General features: G+C 38.8%; 6 protein-coding genes and 1 pseudogene. 2 read left to right on the plus strand and 5 right to left on the minus strand.

Annotated elements, in window-relative coordinates; translation table 11 throughout:
• Positions 1–173: 173 nt before the first annotated feature.
• The 3 genes from FTV09_RS16925 to FTV09_RS16935 all read right to left on the minus strand — a co-directional run bounded on the left by FTV09_RS16925 (position 174) and on the right by FTV09_RS16935 (position 2,978).
• Entirely contained in the window at positions 174–1,283 is a 1,110-nt protein-coding gene (locus tag FTV09_RS16925) for a hypothetical protein (protein ID WP_180058945.1), read from the minus strand.
• Positions 1,284–1,413: 130 nt separating this feature from the next.
• A complete protein-coding gene (locus tag FTV09_RS16930) occupies positions 1,414–2,571 on the minus strand; it encodes an MFS transporter (RefSeq protein WP_067762856.1) in 1,158 nt (385 codons plus the stop codon).
• Between the two features lie 140 nt (positions 2,572–2,711).
• Positions 2,712–2,978: a metal/formaldehyde-sensitive transcriptional repressor gene (locus tag FTV09_RS16935; protein WP_067762837.1), complete on the minus strand. Its 267-nt coding sequence runs from the start codon at positions 2,976–2,978 to the stop codon at positions 2,712–2,714.
• Between the two features lie 58 nt (positions 2,979–3,036).
• On the opposite strand from FTV09_RS16935, the pseudogene dmeF reads away from it, so the two are divergent.
• Both dmeF and FTV09_RS16945 read left to right on the plus strand, forming a co-directional pair.
• Positions 3,037–4,079 (plus strand): annotated as a pseudogene (dmeF, locus tag FTV09_RS16940) (CDF family Co(II)/Ni(II) efflux transporter DmeF).
• A 70-nt stretch (positions 4,080–4,149) separates the two neighbouring features.
• On the plus strand, positions 4,150–4,851 hold the full coding sequence (locus tag FTV09_RS16945; protein ID WP_180058947.1) for a DsbC family protein: 702 nt from the start codon (positions 4,150–4,152) through the stop codon (positions 4,849–4,851).
• Between the two features lie 58 nt (positions 4,852–4,909).
• Here the strand turns inward: FTV09_RS16945 and FTV09_RS16950 are convergent, their stop codons facing one another.
• Both FTV09_RS16950 and FTV09_RS16955 read right to left on the minus strand, forming a co-directional pair.
• Positions 4,910–5,167 carry a GlsB/YeaQ/YmgE family stress response membrane protein gene (locus FTV09_RS16950; protein WP_067762840.1) on the minus strand — a complete coding sequence of 86 codons (258 nt, stop codon included), beginning with the start codon at positions 5,165–5,167 and terminating at the stop codon, positions 4,910–4,912.
• Between the two features lie 153 nt (positions 5,168–5,320).
• The coding region (locus FTV09_RS16955) for a transposase domain-containing protein (RefSeq protein WP_136143756.1) at positions 5,321–5,414 on the minus strand (94 nt) is incomplete at its 5' end.

The raw sequence follows: 5,414 nt of genomic DNA on the forward strand, positions 1-5,414 counted from the left end.
TAAATCATTGACATAATTCCAGACAAAGTTCACTTCTGATGCTAGTTGGTCTAACACCTTGCAATGTTTGTCTTTTATACGTAATTTAAGGGTTTTCATGTACTTATATTAACAATCAAAACTCAAGAAAAATAGTCCTTAGTTAAATCAAACGACACTTCATGTCGTGTCGCTTATATCTCTGACCTGAAGGACAGAGTTTTACGCTCCATTTGATAAAATGGGTTTACTTCAGCTCGTTTTGAAGCGGCTGTCACTTTATTTTTAAGCTTAGAATACCCAGGAAATTCATCTTGTTTAGATGCGCTTTCGACAGTCGCTAAAATATCAAAAATGAAAGCACGGTTTAATTTTGAATGAAATGGAATAGCTTGAAACCAATCTTGATTAAATTGGGTATCAACAAAAATTTCTGGAATTTTTGAATCAATTGCATAAAACATTGCTTTTGTTCTCATGCATTTACTACATTTTCCACAGTTTTTAGGCCGCGCAGAATAATCTACACAAATTGATAAAGTACTTAAATCCAGTTGAGATTGATTCAAAAAGGCAGTTTTTTGTGCCCGTGTGACATGGTCATCCAATGTGGTTAAATCGGCATTATGATTCTTCATTAATCGATTGGTTGCTGTGTTTGAGCCGTAAGGATGAACGAAAAATTGCTGATCGAGCCTGTAATCTGCTGCAATGCGATAGTGTTGATATTTATTAAAGAGTGTTGCACATGAAAATAAAGAGAATATATGTGTTACATGTGAGCCTTTAGGGTTACATCCATATTTACTGTATAAGTTATAGGCATCGGTTTGAATGATATGGCTCGTGTTAAAAACTTCCTTTCGAAATGCTGCTGTTTGATCGAGTAAGGCTTCAAATTTTGCATGATCATCAAACTTATAATCCATACCATGTACAGTTAAACAATCTGAGTCTTTGCCGTGTTTTAAAAAGTGGCTGTATGAACTAAAAGTTGAATCTATGCCACCGCTAAAAAAAGTCAGGTTTTGTTGAGACTGTTCTGATTGTGGCTGATGGATAATACTCTCTGCTGTAATTTGTACAGCCTGATATAAGTTCGGTAACCAACTGGCCCACACTTTTGAGACGAGTTGTGCTGATTCAATAGATTGGATTGATAAGCTGCCTTGAATATGTATATTCAAGCCTAAGCGCATAGCAATCGGTAGAAATCCCCACATCGCAAAATCATAGAGCTTTAAAGCGGGAATATCTTGGTTAGGTAAAATATAACGTATATCCCCGTAATTGCTTTTCGCCACAATTTTATTTTTAGTTAGATCAATATCGCATTTAATAATGAGCATATTCAGTAATTTTAAAAAGACACTGAGCGATCTTACCTGAAAAAATGTATCTGTTCACAAAAGCAGCACGAATTGTGGAGGCGAATTATTTTTTAGCTGGTATGCGGGAATCTAGTTTTTTCTGCCACACGAGCAACAGCAAACAAAGTAGTCCCACGCCAATACAAAAACCGAGTACGCCTGCGATTAAACCAAAGTGATCCGACAAATAGCCTGCGGCAATAATTGGAATGATCGTACCTAAGTAACCGATAAATAAATATGTTGATATAACCGCAGCTCGATTCTCGGGACGTGTCATTTGATGGACAAGCCCAAATGCACCCAATAATCCAAGTCCATGCCCAACACCCACCAAAATATCACTGATGAAGAATAAACTGCTCCAATGCAGTGTCATACAGAGTGCAAGTAGAACATAACTACAGATCAGCACGATTAAACCGGCATTTACACATTTTGCGGGTTCAAATGATTTAGCAAAAAACTGAACTAAGGCAGAAACCAATAAAATACTGGCGATGGCTGAACCACTGACTAAAGGCCCGTGCCAAGGTATGGCTTCTTTAACGAATGACGGAGCAAGTGAAGCAAATAAACTAAAAGATCCAAATGCACAAAAAGCAGTTAAACCCGCAATATAAAAGCGAGCTTTAAACTGAGGTTCAGGTAATTCAAGATGAGGCGCGATTGAGAAAGGTTGAGGTTCAAAAGACGGAGTTTTAATCAAAAATAGGCCGATTAAACAAGCAATCCCACCTAAGATCACTGGAATATAGGGAGTGATTAATGGCGCGGTTGAAAATTGTGCGATCAAGCCACCAATGAACGGACCTAATCCAAAACCGATAACAGTGATGATTGAACTAAATTGTGGCGCATTTTGTTTATGTTGTTCTGGAATAGTATAGACCAAACCTAGCATTGCCGAAGTGCTAATCAGTCCTGAAGCGATACCAATGATAAAACGCCCGATAGATAACCACAGTGCGTTTTCAGCAAAAACTGACAATGTCAGCCCAAGTACAATAAAACCTAAGCCAATTTGTAGCGTTCGCAGAAAACCAATACTGTTACTGGTACGCCCTAGAAAAAGCAAGGTTGCCAAGCACCCAAACATATACGCGACAAAAATATAGGTGATGTGGCTCGGCAGCAGCCCCCATAGTTGCTGGTAAATCGGATACAGTGGACTTGCTAGTGCGGTACCAATTGTACCCATACAGAGTGCAAGGCTGACCATTAAAAAGGGTCGCCATGAAGCTTTTGTCGTCATGTTTAGGTCGCATTATATAGACAGTAAAACAATCTATATTGGAAGGGAGAGAGAGCCTAAGAGTGTAAAAGGAATGTTTCACTTAGGTCAATCAATCTGCGCAAAACTTACCCATAACGTTTTATTAATGTCATAAACTCTTCTAATTCTTGCTCATTGATGGACACACCTTCAGGTAAAACATGATGGCGCAAATGTGCTTCGATTAATTCATTCATCAATCCATTGATTGCACCTTTAATCGCTGCGACCTGTTGTAAAACCTCAATACAACCTGCTTCTGGTTGTTGTAAGGCTTGATCTACCGCATTGATTTGTCCTTGTAAGCGCTTTACTCGATTCAATATTTTTTTGTCTTGATGTAAATGGCTCAATACAATTCTCCCGAAAATAAATATACTATGGGGGAGTATATTTAAGCATAAAAAGATTATGAGTCATTCCCCATCGGTCAGAATCCATCATCACCAATTTGATGAAGGAAATCCACTCGCGCAAAAACGTATTTTGCTTGCCACCATTTTAACGGCAGTCATGATGTTTCTAGAAGTCATTGGAGGATGGATTTTTAATTCCATGGCACTCTTGGCAGATGGTTGGCACATGAGTTCGCATATGTTGGCTCTAGGTTTAGCTTATTTTGCTTACCGTGCAGCACGTTATTATGCAAAAGACAGTCGTTTTAGTTTTGGTACATGGAAAATTGAAATTTTAGCGGGATATAGCAGTGCCATACTCTTGATGGTCGTGGCATTGTTTATGGCATTCCATTCGGTTGAACGTTTATTTAATCCTGTTCAGATTCATTATAACGAGGCGATACCGATTGCGATTTTAGGCTTGGTGGTGAATTTAATCTGTGCATGGTTGCTGCATGATGACCATCACCATCACCATCACCATCACCATCACCATGAACATGAACATGAACATGAACATGAACATGAACATGAACATGAACATAGTCATCATGCCTTGCAGCCTGAGCATGGGCAGCATCATGATTTAAATCAAAAAGCTGCATTTATGCATGTGGTTGCCGATGCAGTGACATCGGTACTGGCGATCATTGCTTTATTTGCAGGAAAATGGCTAGGTTGGAGCTTTCTTGATGCTGTATTAGGAATTGTAGGCGCAATTTTAGTTGGAAAATGGGCATTAGCTTTAATCAAAGAAACAGCACAGACTTTATTAGATGCAGAAATGAATCATCCTGTTGTCACTGAAATTCGTGAGGTTTTGCAAGATTTACCAGCGCGTGTTGTTGTAACCGACTTACATGTTTGGAAAGTGGCGAAAGGGCAATTTTCTTGTATTGTTGCTCTTGAAACACAAGATACGCTTACTGCTGACCAAGTCCGTGCAGCCTTATCAATTCATGAGGAAATTGTGCATATCTCGGTAGAAATTAATCAACCCTGTATTGCTTAGATGTTCCACGTGAAACCAGTTGTGGCGTTTGCGTAAGCATGTGAAAAAATTTGAAGACAAGTTTTTATTTCGACATAGAATGACAGCAAATATTTCTATAAATGTGTTAAATAGATGATTAAAAAACTTTGTGCATTGATGGTGTTAGCCACTGCGACTAGCCTCACTTTTGCTGACGTAAATGCTGTACAAAAACAATTGCAGCAAAAACACCCAAGTTTAAGAATTGAAAATATTCAAACGACTGAGATGCCTGGAGTATATAGTGGCTTCGTTGAAGATCAGGTGATTTATGTCAGTGAAAATGCAGACTACATTATCGCAGGTTCGATGATTCGTCTAAAAGATCAGAAAAACCTGACCAAACAATTGATGATGAATCAACAAAAAACGGATTGGAATAAACTACCCTTTCAAGATGCGATTAAAAGCGTAAGGGGGAATGGAAAACGTCAGATTGCGATCTTTTCTGACCCAAATTGCCCATATTGTAAACGTCTTGAATTAGAGTTGGCTAAACTCAATGACATTACTATTTATACTTTTGTCACAGCATTGAAGCCGCAATCAATTACACCATCAAAGCAAGTTTTTTGTGAAGCTAGCCCAGAATTGGCCTGGAATAATTTAATCGTCAAAGGTATTCAGCCCAAGTCTAGCAAGAGCTGCGCTAACCCAATTGAACGTAATTTAAAACTAGCTAAAAGCCTGAAATTGGGCGGTACTCCGGGTATCGTATTTGCCAATGGGGCGATCGTTACAGGTGCCTCTCCTGCTGCTGAATTAGAGGAAATGTTGAAAGAAGCACAACCCTAATTTTTTGCAAAAAAATACCCGTATTCAACGGGTATTTTTATAACTGATGCTTTTTGAATTAAGCACGGGTTTTTTTAGTCACTAAATTATAAATAAATAGAATGACAATCGCACCAATGACGGACGCAATAAAACCAGCAGCAGAATTTTCACCATATAAACCTAATACTCGTCCGCCAAAGGTGGCAAGTAAGGAACCAGCAATCCCAAGTACAGTGGTCATAAGGAAGCCGGCTTTGTCATCTCCAGGATGGATCGCACGCGCGATTAAACCAGCAATAAAACCAACGACAATCGCAACAATGAGTGACCACATAGTAACTCTCCTTTTGTTATCATGTATTTGTTTTTTACGACATGTTCAGATTCTATAATCTGCCAATTTGAATTTGATCAATAGGCTGATCATGCTAAAAACTGTTGTTTTTTTGTTCAAAAGTAAGCGTCCGCTGAACCCCATGCCTATTTTTTAATTTGAGTTGGATTTCCAGCGATGTGGTAGTAATTCTTCTATTTGGGTCGCTTTATGCGTCGGCAGCCTTTTCAGCACATCACTGAGATAG

The sequence above is a fragment of the Acinetobacter sp. YH12227 genome (assembly GCF_013417785.1).
Classification (GTDB): domain Bacteria; phylum Pseudomonadota; class Gammaproteobacteria; order Pseudomonadales; family Moraxellaceae; genus Acinetobacter; species Acinetobacter gandensis.

Excerpts from the sequence above, each read along its gene's own strand:
- FTV09_RS16950 (WP_067762840.1), bottom strand. The coding sequence starts at position 5,167 with ATGTGGTCACTCATTGTTGCGATTGTCGTTGGTTTTATTGCTGGTTTA.
- FTV09_RS16945 (WP_180058947.1), top strand. The coding sequence starts at position 4,150 with ATGATTAAAAAACTTTGTGCATTGATGGTGTTAGCCACTGCGACTAGC.
- FTV09_RS16930 (WP_067762856.1), bottom strand. The coding sequence starts at position 2,571 with ATGGTCAGCCTTGCACTCTGTATGGGTACAATTGGTACCGCACTAGCA.